At 34.3% G+C, this 977-nt stretch carries 1 protein-coding gene and 1 pseudogene; both read right to left on the reverse strand.

The genetic code is table 11. From position 1 onward, the window contains the following. Positions 1 to 147: 147 nt before the first annotated feature. On the reverse strand, positions 148 to 888 hold the full coding sequence (locus ACFIJS_RS09020) for a type IV secretion system protein (RefSeq protein WP_375651286.1): 741 nt from the start codon (positions 886 to 888) through the stop codon (positions 148 to 150). Continuing rightward, positions 885 to 977, reverse strand: a pseudogene (locus ACFIJS_RS09025) (TrwH protein); the annotation flags it as partial. The pseudogene ACFIJS_RS09025 and the gene ACFIJS_RS09020, both read right to left, overlap by 4 nt.

A 977-nucleotide genomic window follows, 5' to 3' on the forward strand; every position in this document is an offset into this window, starting at 1 on the left:
CCTTGAAACATAGATACATGCTAAACGCTTCATTTTCATTTATACATTACCTAAGTATTTTCACCACGATATCTTGGCTTTGATAAAACTCTTCTGCCCATCTGAATTATTTAGGTAGTACGGAACCTTCTACATTGGCTGTGGTTTTCATCGTATGATAGGCATCCCTTTTGTTTCATGGTTAAAAAATTTCATATCAATTTCGCGTCTTCTCTTTTTGATAAGTGATTGCTCAGCTTTACGTAAATGCATTATCATCTGCATCTTTATAGATTCATTTTGGATCATGGCTAATGAACCATCAATATGTGCTTGAAGATCTGCAATATCTTTCAGGTTTTCTTTTGTTTGAATTTCATCTAATAGATGTTGGAGGTATTTAAAACGATTTTCTACGTTTTCAAAAGTTTTCAAAGTTATAGCTTTATCTAGCAGAGAGAGAAATTGTAAACGCGCAAAAACCCATTTGCTCATTTGACCAAGAGATCCAGAAATTTTGTTTTCTTCCTCTAATACCTTTTGGTATGATTCCCTTGAAAGCTTATCACTCTTATAGAGCGCTTCTGGTTCTTTGAGAACAAAACTAGAAAAATCTATTGTTTTAGGTCCAGTTTTTTGACTTTTTGTTATAGCCTGATAGGCTTTTTCTATTTGTGAAATTTGTTCTTTTTTCAACTCAAGCTGTTTTTTTAAGAGCTCAACAATTTCTCCTTTTTTTAGTAGATTAAGAATCTCCAGACATTCTGCTGATAGAGCAGGTTGTGAGACTACAGCTGAGTTATTATATGATGAGGGTTCGAAAGTTACGTCTACATTTGCGTTTGCTGGAGCTAGATTCAGTATTCCCAAAAGAGTAATCATTCCTGTTATAATAAATCGCTTTTTCATCTGTCTTCTCGTTTGATTTCGGGAGGGATTGTTTTATTAATAGGCACACGGTTCCTATCATTGGGCTGTTTTAGCTTTGGTGCTAATGC

It is taken from the genome of Bartonella sp. OT172YNZD, assembly GCF_042193725.1.
Taxonomy (GTDB): Bacteria; Pseudomonadota; Alphaproteobacteria; order Rhizobiales; family Rhizobiaceae; genus Bartonella; species Bartonella grahamii_A.